Origin of the sequence: Actinomadura terrae (assembly GCF_022751215.1) — a bacterium.
In the GTDB taxonomy this organism is placed as follows: Bacteria; Actinomycetota; Actinomycetes; order Streptosporangiales; family Streptosporangiaceae; genus Spirillospora; species Spirillospora terrae.
In genome coordinates, this window is the sequence record NZ_JAICDG010000002.1 from 1042835 (window position 1) to 1066141 (window position 23307).

Consider the following 23307-nt stretch of genomic DNA (forward strand, 5'->3'; position numbering starts at 1 on the left):
GCGGATCGGGGGGTCAGGAGGCGGACAGGTCGGGCGTGCGCTCGGCGAGGACCTCGCCGATCACATGCCGCGCCTGCGCGGCGATCGAGGGGTTGGTGTCCTTGTAGTAGGGGAGCTGGATCAGCGCCATCGACAGGGCCCAGCCGCGGCCGCGCGTCCAGGTCGCGTCGTCGACGCCGAGGCGCGCGCGGAACACCTCGCGCGCGTGCGCGGGCAGCAGGTACCAGGCGGCGATCATGTCGCAGGCGGGATCGCCGACGCCGGTGGTGGCGAAGTCGATCACGGCGCTGAGCCGCCCGCCGCTGGTCAGCAGGTTGCCGGGCATCAGGTCGGCGTGCACCCAGACGGGCGGACCGCTCCAGTTCGGCGCCTCCAGCGTGGCCTCCCACGCGGCGGTGGCGGCCGGGACGTCGACCAGGCCGTCGAGCTCGGCGAGCGCGTGGCGGCACTCCTCGTCCTGCGTGATGAGCGGACGGGTGCGCGCCGCGCGCGGTCCGCCCTCGGCGTCGATCGCCTGCAACGCCGTTATGAAACCCGCGAGGTCTTCGGCGAGCGCGACCGGATCGGTCAGCGTCTCGGGGGTGGGGTTCTCCCCGTCCAGCCAGCGGTGGACGGACCACGGCCACGGGTACTCCTCGGTCGGCGTCCCCTTGCCGAGCACCACCGGGACCGGGACGGGCAGGTGCGGCGCGAGCCGGGCGATCCAGCGGTGCTCCTTCGCCACGTCCTCGACGCCGCCGGGGATGCGGGGCAACCGCACCGACATGTCCTCGCCCAGCCGGAACAGGGCGTTGACGGTGCCCGCGGACGGGAACCGCTCGATCGGCAGGTCCGCCCACTCGGGGAACCGCGCCGCGAGCAGCCGCCGCACGAGCGCCTCGTCGATGTCCAGTTCGTCGGCGTGCATCTTGCCAGCGGCCATCTGCGTCCTCTCCGGTCGGGGCCCGGCCGGGGCGGCCGGGCGACGGCCATCGGACCTCACCCGCCCGAGCGTGTCAACCTCGCCGCCGGACCTGCGTCCCCTCACATTGCCATATATGGCAATATATGGCACTATTTTGGAAATCTTGGCAAGGATCTGCTGACCCCGATCGGCCCGGAGGAAGTGGGAAGCCGGTGCAGCCAGACGTGAGTTGGATCATGGGTTCGCCGTGCACCGCGCGCGACGAGGGCCTGCACGAGACGGTCGCGCGGCTGGCCGCAGCCCGTCCCGGCGCGAACGCGCTGGTCGCGGGCCGGAACACCATGACGTACGCGGAGCTGGACCGCACCGCCGACGCCTGGGCCGCGCGGCTGGCGATGGCGGGCGTCGCGCCCGGCGACCGCGTGTCGGTGCTGCTGCCGCGCGGCACCGAACTCGTCGTCGCGCTGCTCGCCGTGCTGAAGGCGGGCGCCGCCTACGCGCTGCTGGACCCGGCCTGGCCCGAGCGCCGCCTCCGCGAGCTGACCGCGCGGCTCGGCTCGCCCGTCGTGGTCGCGCGGCGCGGAACGGGCACGGGCCTCGGGCGCCCGGTGTGGACGCCTCCCTCCGGCTCGGTGACCCCGGTCGCGGGGTTCCATCCGGTGGCCGTCCGTGGGGCCGATCCGTGCTGCGTGTTCTTCACGTCCGGGACGACCGGCGAGCCCAAGGGCGTCCTCAGCCCGCACCGCGCGACCGCCCGGCTGTTCCAGGCGGGCGGGTTCGCGCGCTTCGACACCGGCGCGGTCGTCCCGCTGGCCGCGCCGATGTCATGGGACGCGTTCTCGCTCGAACTGTGGTCGATGCTGCTCAACGGCGGTGCCAGCCTGATCGTGGACGAGCCGTACCTGTCCGCCGCGTCGCTGCGCGAGGCGGTGGCGGCGCACGGCGTCCGCACGGTCTGGCTCACCGGCAGCCTCTTCAACATGATCGTGGACGAGGCCGTGACCGCGTTCGACGGCCTGCACCAGGTCATGATCGGCGGCGAGCGGCTCTCGACCGGGCACGTCGCCCGGTTCCTGCGCCGCCATCCCCGGATCACGCTGATCAACGGGTACGGGCCGGTCGAGAGCACGGTGTTCGCCACCACCCACCGCGTCACGCAGGCCGACTGCGAGCGCCCCGGCGGCATCCCGATCGGACGGCCCGTCCCCGGCACCGGCGTCCACGTGCTGGACGGCACCCGCCCCTGCGCGGTCGGCGAGGTCGGCGAGATCTGCATCTCCGGCGACGGGCTCGCGCTCGGCTACCTTGGCGACGCCGACCTCACCGACGCCAAGTTCGCGCAGGTGCGGGTCGACGGAGAGCTGCTCCGCGTCTACCGGACGGGCGACCTCGGTACCTGGGACGCCGACGGCCTCCTCCACTACCGCGGACGCGACGACCGGCAGGTCAAGATCCGCGGCCATCGCGTCGAGCCCGCCGAGGTCGAACGGCAGATCGAGCGGCTGCTCCCGGAGGTGCGCGCGTGCCGGGTGCTCGCGCGCCGCGACGCGTCCGGCGCCGCCCGCGACCTGGTCGCGTTCTGCGTCCCCGCCGACGCGGGCGATCCCCTGGACGGCGCGCTCGCCGCCCTGCGCGATGACCTCGTCCAATACCAGCGTCCCGCCGCCGTCGTGAGCGTGGCCGCGTTCCCCATGACAGAGCGTGGCAAGCTCGACGAACCCGCGCTGCTGGCGCTCGCCCCCGCCCCTTCCTCGGCAGGCCCCGTCGCGGCCGCCGCAGACCCGACGGCCCGCCTGGTCGCGGAGGTCTTCGCCGAGGTGCTCTGCCGCGACGGCGTCCCGGCGGACGTGCCGTTCGTCGAACTCGGCGGCGACTCGCTCGGCGCCGGACGCGTGTGCGCCCGGCTCAGCGAGCGGCTCGGCCGCCCCGTCCCGGTCTCCTGGCTCTACCGCGACCCGACCGCCACGGCGCTCGCCCACCGGCTCGACACGACCACGCCCATGGAGGCCGACACGCACACCATCGACGCCCCGCACACCATCGAGGACATGGACGCCGAGACCCCGCTGACGTCCATGCAACTGGTGTACCTGACCCGCCACCTCGTGGACCCCTTCGACCGGACCGCCCACTGCCTGCTCACCTGGCGCATCGAGGGCGCCCCGGACCACGCGGCGCTGGAGGCCGCGATCGCGGAGGTGCACCGGCGGCACGAACCGCTGCGCGCCGCCTACGTCCCCGACCCGCGTCCGGTGGCGTGGCCGGTGGACGTGCCGCCGCCCGAGCTGACCGTGCTGCCCGCGCAGCCGACCGCCGAGGCCGCCGCGACCGCGCTGCGGAAGGAGCTGGCCCGGGGCCTGGAACCCATGGACGGCGACGTGTGGCGGACGGCGCTCGTCCCCGTCGGCGACGGCGCGACCGCGCTGTTCGGATGCGCCGTCCACCACATCGCCTTCGACGGCTGGTCGGAATCGGTGCTCGCCGACGACCTCTCCAGAGCCTACGGCGCCGCCGCACCGCTGGAGGAGGCGCCGTCGATGGCCGCCGTCCACCGCGAGCACGCCGAACGGCTCCGGGAGGACGACCTCACCGTCCACCTCGACCACCTGCGCGAGGAGCTCACCGACGTGCCGCCGCTGCGATGGCCGCCGGGCGCGACGGAGACGCCCCCGGTGGAGCCCCGACATATCGAGGTCCCGCTGTCCCCGGCCGTCGTCGCCGGGGTGGACGCCCTGGCCGCGGGCGCCGGGGTCACCCGGTTCGGCGCGCTGCTCGCCCTCTACGGCGCGTGCCTCGCCGAGGTCACCGGGCAGGACGACCTCGCGGTCGGCGTCCCGGTCGACCAGCGGCACGGCCGGGGCCTGGAGCGGTCGGTCGGCTGCCACATCACGATGCTGTGCGTCCGGCTGCGCGGCGCCGCGCTCGGCGGCGGCCCGGCGGCGGTCGTCGCGACCGGACGGATCGCCGCCCGCGCGTTCGCCGCGCGGGACGTGCCGCTCGACGACGTCCTGGCCCTGGCCGAACCCGCCGACGGCTCCCCCCTCTACCGGACGCTGTTCGCCCTCCAGGACAACGCCGTCCCCCGCCTCACGCTCACCGGCCTGCGCACCGCGTTCATCCGACAGCCCTATCTGAGCCTGCCTCTCGACCTCCACGCCGAGCTGTGGCCGGATGACCATGGCGGCATGACACTCATCGTCTCCTACCGTCCCGAGGCCGTGCCCGAGGCGGCCGCACGCGAACTCGCCAAGCGCTTCGCCGACCGGCTCCGTACCGTCCCCGGGGAGAGCGCGCGATGACCGCACGCGAGTCGGAGTTCGCGATCGAGGCGCGCGGGCTCGTCAAGACGTTCCGGACGGCCCGCCGCCGCCCCGGCGCGCTCGGCATGCTCCGCGCGCTCGTCGCGCCCGAGCGGGTCTCGACCACGGCGGTCGCCGACGTGTCGTTCTCGGTGGGGCACGGCCAGCTGCTGGCGCTGCTCGGCCCGAACGGCGCCGGGAAGTCGACCACGATCAAGATGCTCACCGGCATCCTGACCCCGTCGGCCGGGCACGCGAGCGTGATGGGGATCGTCCCCTACCGGGAGCGGGTCCGCAACGCCCGCAACATCGGCGCCGTGTTCGGGCAGCGCACGCAGCTCTGGTGGGACCTGCCCGCCCGCGAGTCGTTCCGCATCCTGCGCGACATCTACGGCGTGGCCGACGGCGACTACCGGTCCCGGATGCGCGAGTTCGACGAGCTGCTGGAGCTGTCGAGCTTCTGGGACACCCGCGTCCGGCACCTCTCGCTCGGCCAGCGCGTCCGCTGCGACCTCGCCGCCGCGCTGCTGCACGACCCGCCGGTCGTGTTCCTGGACGAGCCCACGATCGGCATGGACGTCGTGGTCAAGGAGCAGGTGCGGCTGCTGCTGCGCGACCAGGTCGAGCGGCGCGGCCAGACCGTGCTGCTCACCACCCACGACATGACCGAGGTGGAGCGGCTCGCCGAGCGCGTCGTCCTGATCAACCACGGCCACATCGTCCTGGACGGCACGCTCGCGGAGATCCGCACCCGGTTCGGCAGCGGGTGGCGGGTGAACGCGACCCTCGTCCAGACCGAGCCCGCCGCCGGACGCTGCCCGCCCGGCCTGCGCGTCGTACGCCAGGACGGCGCCCGCGTCATCTTCGAGCCCGACGGCACCGACGAGGTCGCGCCGCCGCAGGCGCTCAAACGCGTCATCGACCGGTACGAGGTCACCGACATCCACATCCAGGAGAGCGACCTGGAGGACGTGATGCGCGCGGCCTACCTCGACCAGCGCACCGACCGGCAGCTCGACGGGGAGACGGTCGCGTGAGCGTCTCCACCGCCGGCCGGGCAGGGCCTCCCGGGCGTTCCGGGTGGAGCGCGATGCGCGAGGGCTGGAGCACGGCGGGCATCACCGCGCTCGGCGAGCTGCTGTCGCCGAGCCGCCTCACCGGCACGGCGGCGCGGCTGTCCGTCCAGCTGTTCCTGGTCGTGTGCCTGTGGCACGCCCTGTACTCCGACACCGAGACCAGCGGCGGGCTGGACGAGGGGCAGGCCGTCGCCTACGGCGTGCTGGCCGTCCTCGCGCTGCGGATCCGCGACACCGACCGCTGGATCGGCCGCGACATGGTGATCCAGCAGATCGAGTTCGGGACGATCGTCTACTGGTTCCTGCGCCCGCTCGCGCCGTGGCGCTACTACCTGCGGCGCGCGGTCGGCGACCAGCTCTACGGGTTCACGTGGGCGGCCGCCGGATACGTCGTGTGCCTGCTGGCGGGGGTGATGGACCCGCCACCCTCGGCGGGCGCGGCGGGCGCGTTCGCGGTGACGTTCCTGCTCGGCCAGTCGGTGCTGTACTACCTGGTGCTGCTCACCGACCAGATGTGCTTCTGGGCCGTCCGCAACGACTCGGCGGTCGAGATCCTCCAGTTCGCGCAGAACCTGCTGTCGGGCGGGTACGCGGCGCTGTGGTACTTCCCCGGCTGGTTCCAGACGATGAGCGCGCTGCTGCCGTTCCAGGCGACGCTCAGCGTCCCGCTGTCGTTCTACGTCGGCCGCCTCCCGGTGGACGACCTGCCCCGCCACCTCGCCGTCCAGGTCTTCTGGGTGGTGTCGCTGGCCGCGCTGACCCGGCTGGTGTGGCGGCGGGCCGAACACCGCGTCGTCTCGCAGGGAGGCTGAGGTGCGCGACGTCCAAGAGGTTGTCCATAGGAAACAGCACGGCGACGCGCGGCGGCCCGACTTCCGGGTCACGCGGCACGGCGACCTGCGGCTGACGCGGCGGGCCGACCTGAAGCTGACGCTGCGGATCGTCGGGCTGACCTTCCGCGCCCAGGCCGAGTACCGGGCCGAGTTCCTGCTCAAGGTCGCCTTCGGGGTGGCGTGGCAGGTGTCGATCATCGTGTTCGCGTCGGTGCTGCTCGGCCGGTTCCCCGGGATGGGCGGCTGGCCGAGCGACGCCGTGCTGCTGATCGCGGCGATGCGGATGCTCAGCCACGGGGTGTTCGAGCTGTTCTGCGGGCGCGCCACCGAGCTCTCCACGATCGTCCAGGCGGGCAAGATCGACGCGTATCTGCTGCGCCCGCTGCCGGTGTACCGGCAGGTGCAGCTCTCGATCTTCCCCAGCAACGCGCTCGGCGACCTCTTGGTCGGCGTGTCGATGTTCGCCGGAGCGGTCGCCGCCCTCGACACCGAGTGGACCCCGCTGCGCATCGGCTACGTCGCCGCCGCGCTCGCGGGCGGCGCGCTGATGGAGGGGGCGATCTTCACGCTGCTGTCGGCGCTGCAACTGCGGCTCCCGGCGGGGCTCTCCTGGAGCCGCTGGGTGGAGGAGCTGTTCAGCACCTTCGGCAACTACCCGCTGAAGATCCTGCCCGGGGCGGTCAACGGCGCGTTCACGTTCGTCCTGCCGCTGGCGTTCGTCGCCTACTTCCCGGCCGCCACGATCACCGGCAACACCTCCGGCCTCGGCGTCCCGGCCGCGCTCGCGGCGGCCGCCCCGCTGGCCGGGCTCGCCGCGTTCGTCGGGTCACGGCTGCTGTGGAACTTCGCCCTGCGGCACTACACGGGGGTCAACGGCTAGTGCCCGCGCGCGGTCTGGACGCGGCGTCGTGATCGTCGCCCCCGTAGGCGTCGGCGAGGGCCCGCGCCAGGCCGCGCCACACCTCCGCCGCGAGCTCCACGTTCAGCGCCCGCTGCGCCTGCTCGGCCAGCTCGTTCAGCACGCGGGTGCCCTCCTCCACGTCGCCGCGCAGGATCGCGAGCTGCCCGCGCAGCGCCTGGAACCGGACGCGGTCGCGGAACGACAGCCGCAGGCCCGCCTCGTCGACGCGGGCGCACAGGGTCCGGGCGTCCTCGACGCGGCCCTCCTCGAACGCCAGGTGCGCGTGCAGCGTCACCAGCTGCTGGCGGTGCAGCTCCGTGCCAGCCAGCTCGGCGACCGGCGCGACCTCGTCGAGCATCGCGCGGGCCTGGTCGGTCGCGGCGGGGGAGACCTGGAGGTACAGCGAGGCCGCCGCGAGCCGCAGCCGCAGCCACAGCACGAGGTCCTCGTGCGGGTCGGCGCGCCGCAGCGCGTTCTCCAGCGCCTCGCGCGCGGCGGTGTAGTCGGCCTGCCGGATCGCGACCGTCGCCGACGCCCACAGCGCCCGCACCCACGCCGCCCCGCCGAGCGGCTCGGCGAGCGCGCACCACTGGTCGGCGTGGCCGCGCGCCTCGGCGAGCCGTCCCGCCTCGGCCTCGGCCGACACCAGCACCTGGAGCACCGCGACCTGGTCGGCGACGCCGAGCCCCTCGGCCTGCTGGTGCGCGGCGAGCGCGTGCGCCCGCGCGGCGGCGTTGTCGCCGAGCGTCTGCGCGCACCGCGACAGCCGCGCCCGGGTGCGGACCGCGAGCTCCGCGACGCCCATCCGGTCGTTCAGCTCGACGAGCTCCTCCAGCAGCATGCGCTCCTGCTCGTAGCGGCCGCCCGCCGCCCGCAGCCGGGCCAGCAGCCACAGCCCCTGCCAGCGCAGCGCCACCTCGGCGCCCGGCTCGGCGCGCAGCGCCTCGGCGAGCGGGTCGGCCAGCGCCTCGGGACGGCCGTCCTCCTCGGGGGCGGACGCGACCGCCGCGATGATCTGCGCCAGCGAGTGCGGCTCGGACGTCGCCTCGAACGCCGAGACCGGCACGCCGAGCCGCGCGGCGAGGAACTCCACGGCGCGCGCCGTCGGCGGCCGCGCCCCCGACTCCAGGCGCGACAGGTAGCCCGTCGACACCCCGCCCTCGGCGACCGCGGCCTGTGTCAGCCCCCGTTCGAGCCGCAGGGCCTTCAAACGCCGACCGAAAGCCGGTTGCTCCAGCATGTCGTCACTCGCAGAACTGATCAGGCGAACGGTTGCGGCGTTCCCCTTCTGATCATCGGTTACTAGCGGTCAAGGTACTCGATGACAACATGATGCCAGAGACTCGCCCGCCGATGGCAGCACCGGACAGGTAGGCCTGACAAGCCCTGACCGGGAGACCGGCATATCCGGTTGACGAGAGGGCACCCGTCTGTTGTCGTTCGGGCAAGGCCGCGGCGTCCCGCCGCGGCCGTCCACACGAGGAAGGCAGGGACGAGATGAGGACGAGCGTCATGTCCAGCACACCGGTGATCGTTGCCAGCGCAGAGGAGATGACGCTTCGTGAAAAGGCTGAACCTGGGCATCCTCGCCCATGTCGACGCCGGTAAGACGAGCCTGACCGAGAGGCTCCTGCACCAGGCCGGGGTGATCGACGAGATCGGCCGCGTCGACGACGGCAGCACCCAGACCGACACGCTCGCGCTGGAGCGGCGGCGCGGCATCACGATCCGGTCCGCGGTCGTGTCGTTCACCGTCGGCGGCACCTCGGTCAACCTGATCGACACCCCCGGCCACCCCGACTTCGTCGCCGAGGTCGAGCGGGCGCTCGGCGTGCTGGACGGCGCGCTGCTGGTCGTGTCCGCCGTCGAGGGCGTCCAGCCGCAGACCCGGGTGCTGTGGCGCGCGCTGCGCCGCCTCGGCGTGCCCGCGCTCGTGTTCGTGAACAAGATCGACCGGCGCGGCGCCGATCCCGAGGGCGTGCTGCGCGGCGTGTCCGCGCGGCTAACCCCGGCGGTCGTGCCGATGGGCGCGGCGTCCGGGGCGGGGACGCGCGACGCCCGCTTCACCCCGTTCACCGATGACGACCCCGCCTTCACCGCGCGGCTGCTCGACCTCCTCTCCCGCCACGACGACGACCTGCTGGCCGCCTATGTCGACGACGAGGCCGCCGTCGGGTCGGGACGGCTGCGCGCGGCGCTCGCCGCGCAGACCGCGCGGGCCGTGGCGCACCCGCTGTACTTCGGCTCGGCGATGACCGGCGCCGGTGTGCCCGCGCTGATCGACGGGATCACGGCGCTGCTGCCGGGCGCGGCGGTCGACGCCGGGGGGCCGCCGTCCGGGACGGTGTTCAAGGTGGAGCGCGGTCAGGCCGGGGAGAAGATCGCCTACGTCCGCATGTACTCCGGGACGGTGCGTCCGCGCGACCGCGTCCGCTTCGGCTCCGCCGGCGGCACGAAGGAGAACACGGAGGAGAAGGTCACCGACGTGGGCGTGGTCGACCACGGCGCGGAGGTGCTGCGCGCCCCGGTCACCGCCGGGCGGATCGGCAAGCTGTGGGGCCTCGGCAGCGTGCGGGTCGGCGACCACATCGGGGAGCACCCCGCCGCCTCCGGCGCCCGCCACTTCCCGCCGCCGACGCTGGAGACGGTCGTCGCGCCGGTGCGCCGCGCCGATCGGGGCGCGCTGCACGCCGCCCTCACCCGGCTCGCCGAGCAGGACCCGCTGATCAACCTGCGCGAGGACGGCCCCGGCGAGATGTCGCTGCTGCTTTACGGGGAGGTGCAGAAAGAGGTGCTCCAGGCGACGCTGCTCGACGAATTCGGCGTCGAGGTCGCCTTCCGCGAGTCCACCACGATCTGTGTCGAGCGGCCGGTCGGCTCGGGCGCGGCCGACGAGGCGATCGGTGCCGATCCCAATCCTTTTCTCGCGACCGTCGGGCTGCGCGTCGAACCCGCTCCGCCCGGCACCGGAGTGCGGTTCGGGCTGGAGGTCGAACTCGGCGCGATGCCGCCCACGTTCTTCCGCGCGGTGGAGGAGACCGTCACCGAGACGCTCCGCCAGGGACTGCGCGGATGGCAGGTCGTCGACTGCGCCGTCGCGATGACGCATTGCGGGTACTGGGCGCGGCAGAGCCATTCCCACGGGACCTTCGACAAGAGCATGTCGAGCACCGCCGGGGATTTCCGCAACCTGACACCGCTCGTTCTCATGGCCGCCTTGAAACGGGCGGGCACCCGGGTACACGAGCCGCTGCACGGGTTCAGCATCGAGACCCCGGCGAGCACGGTGCGGGCGCTGCTGCCCGTCCTCGCGCAGCTGCGCGCCGTCCCCCGCGACCACCGCACCAAGGGTGGGACGGCCCTGCTCGAAGGCACGATCCCGGCGGCGCGGGTGCACGAGTTGCAGCGGCGCCTACCTGGGCTGACGCATGGTGAGGGCGTCCTCGAATCGGCCTTCGACCGCTACGCGCCGGTGCGCGGGGAGGCGCCGAGCCGCCCGCGCTCCGGCGTGGACCCGCTCGACCGCGAGGAGTACCTGCTGCACGTGGTGCGCCGCGTCTGACACCGCCGCGTCCGACACCCCCGTGACAGCTCACTGCCATTGCCCCATGCTGCCGCCTTCGCACGCTAGCCGCCTTTCTCGGGAATCGTGCACGCTGTAACCGGAGCGGCCGCCGCGCACGCGGCGGCGCGGCACTTCTCCATGCACGCCGTTGGAAGGGAATTTCAGGGCGGATGGATCGCTGACATGAACCTCACCGGAATCGCACCTGCCATTGACCGAATGATCACTGTGGGAGGCGTCACGGGCGTACAGGCCGTCGTCTTCGACTTCAACGGGACCATCACCGACGACGATGAGTTCCAATTCATCGTCTACGCCGAAACCGTCGCCGCGAAAATGGGCGCCGAACTCGACCGCGCCTTCTTCTTCGGGCTGCGCGGGCTCAACGACCCGGACATGTTCCGCGCGATGTACGCCCACCACGTCGGCGGGACGCCGTCGCCGGAGTTCGTCGAGACGCTCTGCCGGGACCGCCTCGACCGCTACGTCGCGCGCGTCCGCGCCGTCTCCCCGGTCCGGCCGGACGCGGCGGCCTTCATCCGCGCGCTGGCCGCGCGCGCCCCGCACGTCCCGCTGGCCGTGGTCACCGGCGCGCCCCGCGCCGAGGCCGCGCCCGTGCTCGCCGCCGAGGGGCTGCTCGGCCTGTTCGTGACGGTCGTGACCGCCGAGGACGTCACGCACGGCAAACCCGACCCCGAGGGGTTCCTGTCAGCGCTCGCCACGCTCCGCGCGGACCGGCCCGGACTGCGCGCCGACGAGGTGCTCGTCTTCGAGGACGCGACGGTCGGGATCACCGCCGCGCGCCGCGCCGGGATGCGCTGCATCGGCGTCCACCTCCAGGGGCCCGAGGCGGGCGTGGACGCCGACGAGGTCCACGACGTCATGGGCCCGCACCTGCTCCGCACCGCCGACTGACCCCGCACCGCAAGATCGAGAGGAGGTGGCCGACATGCAGGTCAGCGTCGCGGTGATGTACCACCCGAGCCGGGAGCGCAGCGCGCGGGCGGTCGCGCGCGGGTGCGCGGAGCTGTCGCCGGTCCTGGTCCCCGACCCCGACCCCGGCGGGCCGCCGAGCCCGCTGCGCACGGCCAAGCGCGCCTGGGCGGCCTGCCCGCCGGACGCCACGCACCACCTGGTCCTCCAGGACGACGTCGTCCTCGCCGCGGACTTCGTGGCCCAGCTGACCGGCGCGGTGCGGCTCCGCCCCGGGCACGCGATCGCGCTCTACGCCAACCGCAACAGCGTCCGCAACTCCTACCTGCTGCGGCGCGCGGCGGCGCTCGGCTCGCGGTGGGCGCCGCTGTCGCGCTACGAGTACACGCCGACGCTCGGCCTGCTGCTCCCCGCCGAGCACGCGCGGGCGCTGGCCGAGTACCTGCGCGCGTTCCCCGACGACTACCGCGACGACGACGAGGCCGTGACGGTGTTCTGCCGCGACCGCGGCGTCCCCGCCGTCGGCACGGTGCCGAGCCTGATCGACCACGGCGACCTGCCGAGCGTGGCGGGCAACGGCACGCACGGCACCCGGCACGCGGCGGTGTTCGCCGACCACGCCGGGGTGGACGCGCGCTACTGGAACGGCGCCGAGTCCGCCGCGATGCCGGGCGCGCGGGCTCGGCTCCCGCACACGCTGGAGCTGCACGACTCGCGCTGCCTGATCCGGTTCGCGCGTCCGGCGGCCGAGGAGCCGGTCGACTCGCTGTTCGGCTGGTACTGGCACGACTGGTGCGAGCTGCTCGGCGCGTCGCCCGACGCCGTTCTGGACGGCTGGGCCGAGCACCTGGAGGGCGGCGACGCGTACGCGTCGATGGGCATCGCCGAGGCCATGGTGTTCCCGGTCGAGGCCGCGCTGGAGGTGTGGGCCGCCGGGTACCTGCTCGGCGTCGACGTCTCCGCCGACCCCGGCGCGACCGTGCCGGAGGTCTCGCCGGTGTTCCGCCGCTCGGTCGAGACGTGGCTGGACGCGGGCCTCAGCGAACCCGACAAGGAGCGGCTGGACGCGTCCGGACGCGCCGGGCTCGTCGAGACGTGCCTCGCGGGGTTCCGCGCGGGCGTCCTCGCCGACCTGGCACCGGCCGCGCCCGGCGATCTGTGCGGAATCGAGGTGCCATGACTGCGTCGTTCGCGGCGGCGGCCGCGATGGCGGCGCGGGAGGCCGCCGCGTTGACCCTCGTCCCGGACCTGCGGGTCAGGACCGACGGCCCCGAGCCCGAGATCCTGTTCCGTCCCGTGGACTGCCCGTGGTGCGAGGTTGCCGCGCCGTGCCCGCCGCCGATGCGCGAGGTCGCCTTCACCGGTCCTGAAAGTCTGCCCGTGCTGTCGCTGCTGGCGTGCGAGGAGGTCACGGCGCGGGCGCTGCTTCCGCTCACGCTGATCCGCTCGTCCGAGCCGTCCGCGCCGCCGAGGTTCGTCACGCGGGGCGTGTTCTGGGCGCGGACCGTCGGCACCGGCTCATGGGACGACCTGGCCCCCGGCCTCGCCCTCCTCGACGCCGCCGAGCGCTGGTTCGACGACCTGCTCCCCGCGTTCCGGTCGGGCGGCGCCCACTGGACGCACCCGGGGGAGGTGCCGCTCCCGGCGTCCGTCCGCGCCGCGCGTCCGGCACCGGACGGACGGCGTGCCGGGGCGGTCGCCGCGTCCCGCCGCGGCCTGCACTTCCTCACCCCGCACGCGCACGGGGAGCCCGCCGCACGCCTCAACCACGCCTACCTGGCTGCGCGGGCGGACGCGGTGCGCGCCGACCTGACCGTCCACGACCATCCAGCCCTCGCCGTCTGACCCGTTGTCCGCCCTCGACCTCAGGTACCGCACGCCAGGAGTGAATGAGGAGCACCGACATGACGATCACGTCCGACGCGCCGGGTTCGGCCGACTCCGGCCGGGACACATTGCGGCGGCTCGTCGCGGCCTGGCCGCGTCGCGCGACCATCCGCACGGACCTGGACAAGGTGACCGACCCGGGGCCCTACGACCCCGCCCTGATGGACTACCCCGTCTCGCTGCTGCCGTTCGCCGAGCACCCGGGCTATCTGGCGGCGTCCGAGGAGCAGCGCCTCCAGGTCAACACGCTCGCCTGGCTCGCCTACAACGAGCGCGTCATCGCGGCGGAGGAGCACGTCGCCAACCCGACGTTCGAGAAGCTCTCCCACGGGGTGTTCCCGGGCGCGGACGGCATGGACGCCCGCGAGGCCATCCAGCAGTCGCACATCGACGAGGTGTGGCACACCTACATGCACATGCTGGCGATGCAGCGCAGCCGCGAGGCCCGCCAGGTGACCGCGGAACCGAACGACTACCTCCACCCGGTCACCAACCGCAGGCTCTACAGGCTGGCGGACGAGGCGTCCGAGCAGTGGGAGCGCGACCTGCTCTACCTGCTGTGGACGGTCGTCGGGGAGGTCAGCATCAACGCCTTCCTCGACCTCGTCGCGGGGGACCGCACGATCCAGCCGGGGCACGCGCTCGTCGCCCGGCTGCACGCCCGCGACGAGGCCGCGCACGGGCCGATCTGCGCCGAGGTGATGAAGGACGTGTTCGTCCACCTCAACGCGGCGCAGCGGGACCTGCTGGTCCGGCGGCTGCCCGAGGCCGTCACCGCGTTCGGCGCCGAGGACTACGAGCTGTGGCTGCGCATCCTTTCCTTCGCCGGGTTCGCCGACGCCCGCGCGATCGTCGAGGACAGCCGCGCGCTGCCCGGCGCGGAGCTGATGCTGACCGACTTCGCGCCGATCCAGCGGCTGATCCGCGAGCTCGGCGTCGACCACCTGGTGGACCTCGACCTGCCGGCGCCGTCATGATCCTCACCGGCCCGGAGATCACCGAGGCCGCGGCCGACGGCCGGATCACGATCTCCCCGTTCGTCCCCGAGCAGGTCAACCCCAACAGCTACAACGTCCGGCTGGGCGAGACGCTGCTGGCCTACACCGACGAGGTCATCGACCCCTACCGCTCGAACCCGACCAGCGCCGTGACGCTCGGCGAGGAGGGCCACGTGCTGCGGCCCGACCAGCTCTACCTCGGCCACACGGTCGAGAGCGTCGGGTCGGACGTCTACGTCCCGCTGCTGTTCGGCCGCTCGTCGGTGGGCCGGCTCGGGCTGTTCGTGGAGATCACCGCGCCGATCGGCGACATCGGGTTCGTCGGGCAGTGGACGCTGATGCTCTCGCCCGTCCGCCCGCTGCGCGTCTACCCGGGGATGAAGATCGGCCAGATCATGTTCTTCGTCTCGCTCGGCCGGATCGACCTGTACGACGGGAAGTACCAGGGGTCGGAGGGCCCGCAGGCGTCCCGGTACTGGGCCGACCGGATGGCCCTTCCATGATCCTCACCGGACCGGCGATTCGCGCGGCCGTCCGGCTCGGCGACATCGTCATCGACCCGTTCGATCCCGCGCGGGTCTCGCCGAACGCCTACGACTGGCGGCTCGGCGACACGATCCGCGTCTGCGACGTCGACCTGGACGCGGCGGCCTCCACGGAGCTGCCCGAGCAGGTCATCCCGCCCGAGGGCATGGTGCTGCTGCCGGGCCTTCTCTACCTCGGCATCACGCACGAGCGCACCGGGTCCGAGCGGTACGCGCAGTTGCTGAACGGCGACCACACGATCGGCGGGCTCGGGATCTGGGTGCACGTGTCCGCGCCGCTCGGGCACGTCGGCCACGCGATCCGCTGGACGCTGGAGATCCGGGTGGCGCGTCCCGTCCGGGTCTACCCGCGGATGACGTTCGGGAAGGTCGTCTTCCTGGCCGTGCACGGGTCGCGGCTCAGCTACCAGCAGGTCGCGGCCAAGTACGCGCGCTCGGACGGCATCGACATCTCCCACCTGTACCGGGAGCTCCAATGAGAGTGATCACCGGGGTCGACCTGCCGCCGGACAGCCCCGGCGGCAGCGTCGAACTCCTCCGCGACCTCTACCTCGGGCCGGGCCGCCCGATCGAGGCGGACGTGTTCATGCTGGGCGATTCCGGTGGTGCCGATCCGGCGTTGCTGGACGTCAAGGGCAAGTGCCTGGACGGCCCCGACTTCTGGCGCTACGTGGACGACCTCGCCGGTGCCGTGCGGCGCCGGTTCGGGCCCGCCGAGCACGGGGTGCTGCACCTCCAGCACCTCGCGTTCGGCGCGACGCCCGCGCTGCTGCGCGCGTTCCCCGGCCGGCCGGGCCTCGCCCTCGTCCACGGGACCGACCTGCTGTTCGCCGTGGACCACCCGACGCAGGGCGAGGTGCTCCGCGAGGCGGCCGCCGCCGCGCACGCGATCGTCGTGCCGACGCTGGCCATGGCCGACGTGCTGCACGGCCTGGCGCCGGGGGCGGTGCGCCGCGTCGAGCACGTCCCGTGGGGCGTCCCCGACCACCTGCTCGCCGCGCCGCCGGAGCGCGAGCCCGCCGAGCCCGGCCTGCCCCGGCTGCTGTACGCGGGGCGGCTCACGGCGGAGAAGGGCGTCGAAGCCCTGATCGTGGACGGCGCGCGCCTCGAAGGCGTCTCGGTGTCGGTCGCGGCCCCGGCGGCGCAGTACGCGGCGCTGCGCGACCGGCACGACCTGTCCGGCGTCCGCTACCTGGGCTGGCTGTCCCGGCCCGCGCTGTGGCGGACGTTCGCGCGGCACGACCTGCTGCTCGTCCCCTCCACCCGGTTGGAGGCGTTCGGGCTGGTGGCGGTCGAGGCGCAGGCGTGCGGGCTGCCGGTGCTCTACCAGCCGGTGCCGGGGCTGACGGAGGTGCTCGGGGACAGCGCCGTCGCGGTGGACTTCACCGACCCGTCCGGCCTGGCGAACACGGTCGCGTGGCTGCGCCGGGACGAGGCCGCGCTCGCCGACCTGCGGGCCGCCGGGCGCCGCAACGCGGCCCGGTTCGCCCTGTCGCGGACGGCGGCGGAGCTGGCCCGGCTGTCCGCCGCCATCGAGGGAGGGCCATGACCGACGGCTGCGTCTTCTGCGCGATCATCGCGCGCCGGGAGCCCGCCGCGCTGCTGTACGAGGACGAGCTGACGCTGGCCTTCCTCGACATCACCGCCGTCACCGACGGGCACACGCTGGTGATCCCCCGGCCGCACCGCGCCGACCTGTGGGAGATCGAGGAGGAGCTGGCGGCGGCGGTCGCGCGGACCGTCCACCGGATGGCGCGGCGCATCCGCGACGTCCTGGAGCCGGACGGGCTGACGCTCTTCCAGGCGAACCGCGACGCGGGCTGGCAGGACGTGTTCCACCTGCACGTCCACCTGGTGCCGCGCGCCGCCGGCGACCGGCTGACCAGGCCGTGGACGGCGGCGCCCGTCCCGCTGGAGACGCTCGCGCCGACCCGCGACCGCCTCCGCCTGCTCTGAGCCGACCCCGCCAGGCATCTAGTTGCCAATGTATTGCCAAAAATTGCCTTCCCTGGCACCATGAAGGCACTGGGACATGTCCGTGCCGCGCCTCCCGACCCCGGTCGGCGCGTGCCCCCGAGGAGGATGACCCGATGCCGCAGGACCCGATATCGGTGGTGACGCTCACCCGCTGCCGCCCGGAGATGCTCCGCCGCGCGATGGACTCGGTGCGCGCGCAGGACTACGAGGGCGAGATCGAGCACGTCATCGTCATCGACGACGACGCCGACTCGGTGCCCACCGCCGAGCAGGCCCCGTCCCGGCTGGGGCTGCGGGTCGTGCCGCACCTGGTCCGCCGTCCGGCCGAGGAGGTCGGGAAGCCGCACGAGCGCCGCTACACCTACCCGCGCCAGGCGCGGCTGTTCAACGAGGGCGCCCGGGTCGCCTCGTCCCCGTGGGTGACCTACCTGGACGACGACAACGAGTACGAGTCCGACCACCTGCGCACGCTCATGCGGACGGCCCGCGCCAGCGGCGCCTCCGCCGTCCACTCCGGCCGCAAGATGCTGTTCCCCGACGGCTCGCCCTACCTCGACGAGCTGTGGCACACCGCGCGCCACCGCGACCTCGACGAGGCCGCCCGCATCTACAACATGATGTGCGACCGCGGCGTCTGGGTCCGCGGCACCAACCACCTGATGGACCGCGCCGACCCCGTCCGGCGGAAGACCTGGCGCCCGAGCACCGTGATCGAGCCCGGCGACCCCGTCTACCTGGTCGACCAGAGCTCCTGGCTGATCCGGCGCGACGTCCTGATGGAGCACCCGATCCCCGAGACCTACACCGAGGAGGACCACGCCAACAACATGGCGCCCGACGACAAGCTCCTCCAGGTTTTGCTGAACAACGAGGTCCGCATCGTCCCGACGGGGCTGCCGACCGTCCGCTACTACCTCGGCGGCGTGTCCAACCTCATCGAGGCCCCGGCCGCGGCGCACGCCGGGTGAGGCCGTCGCGAGGACGAGACGTCGTGGACCTCAGCATCGTCATCCCCTACAAGCGGCGCCCGCGGACGCTGGAGATCGTCCTCGCGTCGCTCGCCGAGCAGACGATGGAGCGCTCCCGGTTCGAGGTCGTCGTCGGCGCGCTGGAGTACTCGCCCGAGTACGTCGCGCTCTGCGCCCGGTTCGCGGACCGCCTCACGATCCGCTCGGTGCTGTCGGAGGAGCCGTGGAACGTCAGCCGGGCCCGCAACCTCGCGATCCGGCAGGCGACCGGGCGGGTGATCGTCACGCTGGACGCCGACGTCGCGCTCCCCGCCGCCACGCTGGAGAACCTCTACGAGCGCTATTTCGCGAAAGAGGACGAGATCTGCGTCCTCGGCCAGTCCATCGGGTACAGCAGCCGCCGTTCCGGCGATGGTGGGCTGGAGCCCTTCGACCATTACCGGAAGGTCCTCGCGGACCTGGACCCGCGCGAGGCCCCGCCCGATCCGCGCCGCCGCGTGGACCCGGTCGTCCTCCCCTGGACGCTCGTCTGGTCGGGCTTCGTGGCGCTGCCCGCCGCGCTCGTCCGCGCCCACGGCCTGCTGTTCGACGAGGGGTTCCGCGGCTGGGGAATCGAGGACCAGGAATGGGGCTACCGCATCCAGGCCACCGGCACCCCGATCACCATGGCACCGGACGTCTTCGGCCTGCACCTGCCCCATCCCCGCGACAACGCCGCCAACACCGTCAGCTTCGACGGCAACGGCACCTACTTCCTTTCCAAATGGCCGTCCCTCGACGTCGAGCTGTTCCGCGCCTTCGGCATGTACGAGGCGAACGAGTGCTACCTCGACGCCGTGGAGAACGTGCGCCGCTGCGTCCCGGCCGGACGCGTCCCCGGCGTCGTGCGCGGCCCCTCCCAAGGCACCGACCTCCTCGTCGTCGGTGCCGAACTCGACGCGGACGGTGCCGTCCGCGACAGCGCCGTCACCGCCCTGTTCGACGGCCCCGTAGAGGCGTCGCCGCTGGTCGGGCTCGCCCTTCCGCACCCCGACGGCGGCGTGGACGCATGCGTGCTCCGGCCGCCGGTCGCGCGGCTGGGCGAGCGCTACCGGGACGCGGTCCTGCGCGAGGCGCGGCGGGTCTCTCGCGGCGCCGTCACATCTGCGTGAACAGAAGGGAGCGTCAATGCGTGTTGTTGTCACCGGCGGCGCCGGGTTCCTCGGCTCGCACCTGTGTGAAGCCCTGCTGGAACGCGGCGACCAGGTCGTGTGCGTGGACGACCTGAGCACCGGAAAGCTCTCCAACATCGAACCGCTCATCGCCGACCCGTCGTTCGTCTTCGTCGAATGCGACGTCGCGCTCGGCCTGGACATCGACTATTCCGTCGACGCCGTCGCCCATCTGGCGAGCCCCGCCTCCCCGCCCGACTACCTCCTCCGCCCGCTGCAAACCCTGAGGACGTGCAGCCGCGGCACCGAGCACGCCGTTTCGCTCGCGAAACAGCACGGGGCGCGTTTCGTGCTCGCGTCCACCAGTGAGGTCTATGGAAGCCCCGCGTTGCACCCGCAGCCAGAGGACTACTGGGGAAACGTCAACCCGATCGGGCCGCGCAGCGTGTACGACGAGGGAAAGCGCTACGCCGAGGCGCTCACGTCGGCATTCCGCCGCGCCCACGACGTCGACACGGGAATCGTCCGCATCTTCAACACCTACGGCCCCCGCATGGACGCGGGCGACGGCCGCGTCGTCTCCACGTTCATCTCGCAGGCGCTGGCGGGGGAGCCCCTCACCGTCCACGGCGACGGCACCCAGACCCGGAGCTTCTGCTACGTGGACGACCTCGTCCGCGGCCTGCTCTCCATGATCGACTCGACGGAGCCGGGCCCGGTCAACCTCGGCAACCCGCAGGAGTACTCCGTCCTGGAGCTGGCGTCGATCGTGTGCCGGCTGACGGGCTCGACCTCGCCGATCCGCCACCACGGCCTCCCGCAGGACGACCCGCCCCGCCGCCGTCCCGTCATCGAGCGCGCCGCGCAGTCGCTCGGCTGGTCCCCGAAGACCGACATCGAGGACGGTATCGGACGCACGATCACCTGGTTCCTGAACGAGGGCGGGGCGCGGCGCCCCGGAACGCTGACCCGCCAGGCCACCACCGCCGACTAGGGGCGATCATGGGGGGATGTTCGAGGGCTTCACCGAGTTCGACATCACCACGTCCGGCACGACGATCCACGGCCGCCGGGGCGGCGACGGCCCCCCGGTCCTCCTCCTGCACGGCATCCCCGAGACCCACCTGATGTGGCACCGCGTGGCGCCGCGGCTCGCCGAACGCCACACGGTCGTCGTCACCGACCTGCGCGGGTTCGGCGACAGCGGGACGCCGCCGAGCACACCCGACCACGCCCCCTACGCCATGCGCGCGATCGCCCGCGACCAGGTCGAGGTCATGCGCGCCCTGGGCTTCGACCGGTTCGGCGTGGTCGGGCACGACCGCGGCGCGCGCTGCGCCTACCGCATGGCGCTGGACCACCCCGCGACCGTCGACCGCCTGGCGGTGCTCGACATCGTCCCCACCGGCGAGGCGTTCCGCCGCGCCGGCATGGACTTCAGCCTGGGCTACTGGGTGTGGTCGTTCCTGGCCGCCCCCGCGCCCGTCCCCGAACAGCTGATCGCCGGGGCGCCCGAGACGTTCGTCGACCACATGCTCGACTCCTGGTCGGACGCCCCGGACGCCTTCCCCGCGGCCGTCCGCGCCGAGTACGCCGCCAAGTTCCGCGACCCCGCGACCGTCCACGCCATCTGCGAGGAGTACCGCGCCGCCGCCACCCTCGACCACCGGCACGACGAAGAGGACCGGGGGAGGAACCGCATCGCCTGCCCGGTCCTCGCCCTCTGGAGCGCGACCGGCGCCGTGGCCGCCTGGTACGACCCGCTGGAGATCTGGCGGACCTGGGCCGACGACCTCCGGGGCGCCGCCCTCCCGTGCGGCCACTTCCTCCCCGAGGAGGCCCCCGCCGAGACCACCCGGCACCTTCTCGACTTCCTCAGCTGAACTCGGAGACGACGAGCCGCGTGGCCTCGGCGATCGCCGCCTCCTTCGGCGGCGTGCTGTAGCCGTCCCGGTCGGTCATGACCGCCAGGACGAACGGCGCCTTGCCGGGCGGCCACACCACGGCGACGTCGTTGGCCCGGCCGTAGTCGCCGGTCCCGGTCTTGTGCGCCAGCCGCCAGCCCTTGGGCAGCCCGGCGCGGATGCGGGCGGCGCCGGTGACGCCGCGCTCCATCCACCCCCGGAGCAGCGCCCGCTTCTCCGGGGGCAGCGCGTCCTCCAGCACGAGCCGCCGGTGGTCGGTGGCGATCGCGTGGGGAGTGGTGGTGTCGCGCGGGTCCTTCGGCCGGTCCCGATTCAGCTCCGGCTCGTAATTGTCCATACGACTCACGGAGTCCTGAAGCCGGCGCATATAGGCGGTCAGTCCCGCCGGGCCGCCGGCATCGCGCATGAGCAGATTGCCCGCCGTCCCGTCGCTGTAAATGACGGCCGCCTCGCACAGCCTCTGGATCGTCATTCCCGTCCCGATGTGGTCCTTGGTGATCGGGGAAATGGAGTTGACGTCGGCCCGCGTGTAGGTGACGCGCTTCTCCAGATGGCTGAGCGGATTGTTGTGCAGGACGGCCGCCGCCGCCAACGTCTTGAACGTGGAGCAGAACGCGAACCGCTCGTCCGCGCGATAGGCGAGCGCCGCACCACTATTCGTCGCCACGGCATAAACCCCCAGTCGAACCCCGTACCGCCGTTCGAGCGCCGCGAACTTGGGCCCCACCGCAGGACGAGCCGCGGCCGACGACGACGCCGCCCTCGGCCGTTCGTCCGACCCGCACCCCGCCAACGGCAGCAACGCCGCCCCCACCAACAACGCGCGCCGCGACGCGCCGTACCGCTCCCCAGCCATAGGACCCCCGCTCAGACGGCGATGCCGCCCAGCAGAGCAGAGCCGATCACGCGATGTCCAATATTGATATGGCACACACATTTATAGCCAAAGAAATATCGACCCTCCTCAGACGCAGCGGAACGCCCCTCCGCCCGCCCCTCCGAACCATGATCGGTTCGCCGCCCGGTATGCCGTTCTGGTGTGCTACGTCCCGTGACCGTCGCCACCGCCTCCCCGCCCGCCACCGCCGCCGACCCGTCCGGGCGGCGGGTGATCGTGACGGTGGTCGCCGTCCAGCTCGCCGCCTGCCTGGGCTTCTTCGCGGTGACGGCGCACCTCGTCGCCCACCTCAGGCACGACCTCGGCCTCCTGGCCGGGACGGTCGGGCTGGTCCTCGGCGTCCGGGTCGGCCTCCAGTACGCGCTGCTGCTGCCGGTCGGCGCGGTCACCGACCTGCTCGGCCCGCGCCGCACCGGCGCGATCGCCTGCGCCGTGCGCGCGCTCGGCTTCCTCCTGCTCGGTGCCGCCGGTGACGTGGGCGCGCTGCTGTGCGCGGCCGTCTTCCTCGCGATCGGCGGCGCGCTCTACAACCCCGCCGCCCAGACCCTCCTCGCCGGCGTCGGCCCCGACCGCAGGCCCGGCGGGTTCGCCGCCTACGTCGCGGCCCAGCACGTCGCGACCGTCGCGGGCCCGCCGCTGGGCCTCGTCCTGCTGTCGCTGGGCCCGGGTTTCCCGCTGCTGACGGCCACGGCCGCCGCCCTCTGGACGGTCGGCGGCGCCCTGTTCCTCCTCCTGCCCCGCCGCACACGGCGCGGGGGAGACGCGCGCGACATCCTCAGCGGCGTGCGGACGGTGGTCCGCGACCGGGGCTTCATGCTGTTCGCGCTGATGACGGCGCCGACCACGCTGCTCGCCAACGAGATCATGACCTCGGTGCCGCTCCTCGGCTTCACCCCCGCCGCCGCGACGCTCTGCTTCTGCGTCCTGGCGGCGGTCGCCGCCGCCGTCCAGCCGTTCGTCGCGTCCGGCCGCCGGGGCGAGCGCCCATGGGTGCTGCGCGCCGGGCTGCTGTGCGCGGCGGCGACGTTCTTCGTCCTCGCCCCGCTGGACGGCACCCAGACGGCCCCGCTGATGCTCGCGGCGGTCCTCAACGGCGTGGCGAACGGCCTGGTCCAGCCGTCGATCTTCCAGCGGGCGTCCCGGCACGCCCCGTCCGGGAGCTTCGGCTCGTACTACGGGGTGCTGGCGTTCTGCGCGGGCATGTTCGCCTTCGCCGGCGACCTGGTGATCGGCCGCCTCTTCGACCTCGGCTCGACGGCGGCGACCACGGCCCTCGCCGGAGTCGGCGTCTTCGCGCTCGTCGCCGCGTTCGGCACACGCGGCCCGGGAGACCGGACCGCACGGGGGCACCCCACGCGAGAGTCACCGTACCGACGGACGCGAAGGTGACGGCCCGGTCCCGTGCCCCCATTCTGACCTCCGCCTTCGTCCAAGAACACGGTTAAGC

At 73.4% G+C, this 23307-nt stretch carries 21 protein-coding genes; 18 read left to right on the forward strand and 3 right to left on the reverse strand.

Going from position 1 to position 23307, the window contains the following annotated elements:
- Positions 1 to 13: 13 nt before the first annotated feature.
- Positions 14 to 922 (reverse strand): aminoglycoside phosphotransferase family protein, encoded by a 909-nt coding sequence (locus K2F47_RS14805; RefSeq protein WP_242903446.1) that lies wholly within the window; start codon positions 920 to 922, stop codon positions 14 to 16.
- A gap of 218 nt (positions 923 to 1140) precedes the next feature.
- Here K2F47_RS14805 and K2F47_RS14810 point away from each other — a divergent pair, with 218 nt between their 5' ends.
- The 4 genes from K2F47_RS14810 to K2F47_RS14825 are packed head-to-tail and all read left to right on the forward strand — an operon-like array spanning position 1141 to position 6992.
- Positions 1141 to 4203, forward strand: coding sequence for a non-ribosomal peptide synthetase (locus K2F47_RS14810; RefSeq protein ID WP_242903448.1), 3063 nt, complete (start codon positions 1141 to 1143; stop codon positions 4201 to 4203).
- Positions 4200 to 5240, forward strand: a complete 1041-nt coding sequence (locus tag K2F47_RS14815) for an ABC transporter ATP-binding protein (protein WP_242903450.1) — start codon at positions 4200 to 4202, stop codon at positions 5238 to 5240. Before K2F47_RS14810 ends, K2F47_RS14815 begins: the two co-directional genes overlap by 4 nt.
- A gap of 53 nt (positions 5241 to 5293) precedes the next feature.
- Positions 5294 to 6091, forward strand: coding sequence for an ABC transporter permease (locus K2F47_RS14820; RefSeq protein ID WP_242903452.1), 798 nt, complete (start codon positions 5294 to 5296; stop codon positions 6089 to 6091).
- Between the two features lies 1 nt (position 6092).
- Positions 6093 to 6992 carry an ABC transporter permease gene (locus K2F47_RS14825; protein WP_242903453.1) on the forward strand — a complete coding sequence of 300 codons (900 nt, stop codon included), beginning with the start codon at positions 6093 to 6095 and terminating at the stop codon, positions 6990 to 6992.
- Here the strand turns inward: K2F47_RS14825 and K2F47_RS14830 are convergent.
- On the reverse strand, positions 6982 to 8253 hold the full coding sequence (locus tag K2F47_RS14830) for a helix-turn-helix domain-containing protein (RefSeq protein ID WP_272496909.1): 1272 nt from the start codon (positions 8251 to 8253) through the stop codon (positions 6982 to 6984). The two genes, K2F47_RS14825 and K2F47_RS14830, sit on opposite strands and share 11 nt — an antisense overlap.
- 321 nt (positions 8254 to 8574) lie before the next feature.
- Here K2F47_RS14830 and K2F47_RS14835 point away from each other — a divergent pair, with 321 nt between their 5' ends.
- The 13 genes from K2F47_RS14835 (at position 8575) to K2F47_RS14895 (ending at position 20920) form a co-directional block, all read left to right on the forward strand.
- Entirely contained in the window at positions 8575 to 10575 is a 2001-nt protein-coding gene (locus K2F47_RS14835; protein ID WP_242903457.1) for an elongation factor G, read from the forward strand.
- 222 nt (positions 10576 to 10797) lie between these two features.
- The gene (locus K2F47_RS14840) at positions 10798 to 11493 is read left to right on the forward strand and encodes an HAD family hydrolase (protein ID WP_242903459.1); all 696 of its coding nucleotides are present in this window, start codon (positions 10798 to 10800) and stop codon (positions 11491 to 11493) included.
- A 34-nt stretch (positions 11494 to 11527) separates the two neighbouring features.
- Positions 11528 to 12691 carry a hypothetical protein gene (locus K2F47_RS14845; protein WP_242903460.1) on the forward strand — a complete coding sequence of 388 codons (1164 nt, stop codon included), beginning with the start codon at positions 11528 to 11530 and terminating at the stop codon, positions 12689 to 12691.
- The gene (locus tag K2F47_RS14850; protein WP_242903462.1) at positions 12688 to 13356 is read left to right on the forward strand and encodes a hypothetical protein; all 669 of its coding nucleotides are present in this window, start codon (positions 12688 to 12690) and stop codon (positions 13354 to 13356) included. Before K2F47_RS14845 ends, K2F47_RS14850 begins: the two co-directional genes overlap by 4 nt.
- 59 nt (positions 13357 to 13415) lie before the next feature.
- The gene (locus K2F47_RS14855; protein ID WP_242903464.1) at positions 13416 to 14375 is read left to right on the forward strand and encodes a diiron oxygenase; all 960 of its coding nucleotides are present in this window, start codon (positions 13416 to 13418) and stop codon (positions 14373 to 14375) included.
- Positions 14372 to 14899: a dCTP deaminase gene (dcd, locus tag K2F47_RS14860; protein ID WP_242903466.1), complete on the forward strand. Its 528-nt coding sequence runs from the start codon at positions 14372 to 14374 to the stop codon at positions 14897 to 14899. Before K2F47_RS14855 ends, dcd begins: the two co-directional genes overlap by 4 nt.
- Positions 14896 to 15420: a dCTP deaminase gene (locus K2F47_RS14865; RefSeq protein WP_242903468.1), complete on the forward strand. Its 525-nt coding sequence runs from the start codon at positions 14896 to 14898 to the stop codon at positions 15418 to 15420. The genes dcd and K2F47_RS14865 overlap by 4 nt, the downstream gene beginning before the upstream one ends.
- Complete coding sequence (locus K2F47_RS14870; protein WP_242903470.1) at positions 15417 to 16490, forward strand: glycosyltransferase family 4 protein; 1074 nt, start codon at positions 15417 to 15419, stop codon at positions 16488 to 16490. The genes K2F47_RS14865 and K2F47_RS14870 overlap by 4 nt, the downstream gene beginning before the upstream one ends.
- Entirely contained in the window at positions 16487 to 16897 is a 411-nt protein-coding gene (locus K2F47_RS14875; RefSeq protein ID WP_242903472.1) for an HIT family protein, read from the forward strand. Before K2F47_RS14870 ends, K2F47_RS14875 begins: the two co-directional genes overlap by 4 nt.
- Positions 16898 to 17031: 134 nt before the next feature.
- A complete protein-coding gene (locus K2F47_RS14880) occupies positions 17032 to 17886 on the forward strand; it encodes a glycosyltransferase family 2 protein (protein WP_242903474.1) in 855 nt (284 codons plus the stop codon).
- Positions 17887 to 17909: 23 nt separating this feature from the next.
- Positions 17910 to 19037: a glycosyltransferase family 2 protein gene (locus tag K2F47_RS14885; RefSeq protein ID WP_242903476.1), complete on the forward strand. Its 1128-nt coding sequence runs from the start codon at positions 17910 to 17912 to the stop codon at positions 19035 to 19037.
- A gap of 16 nt (positions 19038 to 19053) precedes the next feature.
- Positions 19054 to 20031, forward strand: a complete 978-nt coding sequence (locus tag K2F47_RS14890) for a UDP-glucuronic acid decarboxylase family protein (protein ID WP_242903478.1) — start codon at positions 19054 to 19056, stop codon at positions 20029 to 20031.
- 16 nt (positions 20032 to 20047) lie between these two features.
- On the forward strand, positions 20048 to 20920 hold the full coding sequence (locus tag K2F47_RS14895) for an alpha/beta fold hydrolase (protein WP_242903479.1): 873 nt from the start codon (positions 20048 to 20050) through the stop codon (positions 20918 to 20920).
- Here K2F47_RS14895 and bla read toward each other — a convergent pair.
- Positions 20913 to 21818: a class A beta-lactamase gene (bla, locus tag K2F47_RS14900; protein ID WP_272496910.1), complete on the reverse strand. Its 906-nt coding sequence runs from the start codon at positions 21816 to 21818 to the stop codon at positions 20913 to 20915. The genes K2F47_RS14895 and bla overlap by 8 nt on opposite strands.
- A gap of 195 nt (positions 21819 to 22013) precedes the next feature.
- Between bla and K2F47_RS14905 the strand changes: the two genes are divergently transcribed.
- The gene (locus K2F47_RS14905; RefSeq protein ID WP_242903482.1) at positions 22014 to 23249 is read left to right on the forward strand and encodes an MFS transporter; all 1236 of its coding nucleotides are present in this window, start codon (positions 22014 to 22016) and stop codon (positions 23247 to 23249) included.
- The last annotated feature ends 58 nt before the right edge of the window (positions 23250 to 23307 follow it).